Annotated in this window: 1 protein-coding gene; it reads left to right on the forward strand. The window is 63.9% G+C overall.

Annotation, left to right across the window (positions count from 1 at the left end):
- A partial coding sequence (locus AABA86_RS34090) for a glutathione S-transferase C-terminal domain-containing protein (RefSeq protein ID WP_338309865.1) occupies window positions 1–288 on the forward strand: 288 nt, incomplete at both ends.

Raw genomic sequence — 288 nt, forward strand, 5'->3', positions numbered from 1 at the left:
ATCTCGGCGGCGGCTTTGGCCATTTCTACGCCTATGCGCCGACCAAGATCGAATACGCCATCGACCGTTTCGCGATGGAGACCAAGCGCCAGCTCGACGTGCTCGACCGGCGTCTTGCCGACAACGAATATCTCGCGGGCAAGGAGTATACGATCGCCGACATGGCGGTGTGGCCCTGGTACGGCGCGCTCGCCAAGGGGCTGGTCTATGGCGCCGGCGAATTCCTCTCGGTGCAGGACTACAAGAACGTGCAGCGCTGGACCGATCAGATCGCGCAGCGCCCCGCGG

It is taken from the genome of Bradyrhizobium sp. TM233 (genome assembly GCF_036247965.1).
Taxonomy (GTDB): domain Bacteria; phylum Pseudomonadota; class Alphaproteobacteria; order Rhizobiales; family Xanthobacteraceae; genus Bradyrhizobium; species Bradyrhizobium ottawaense.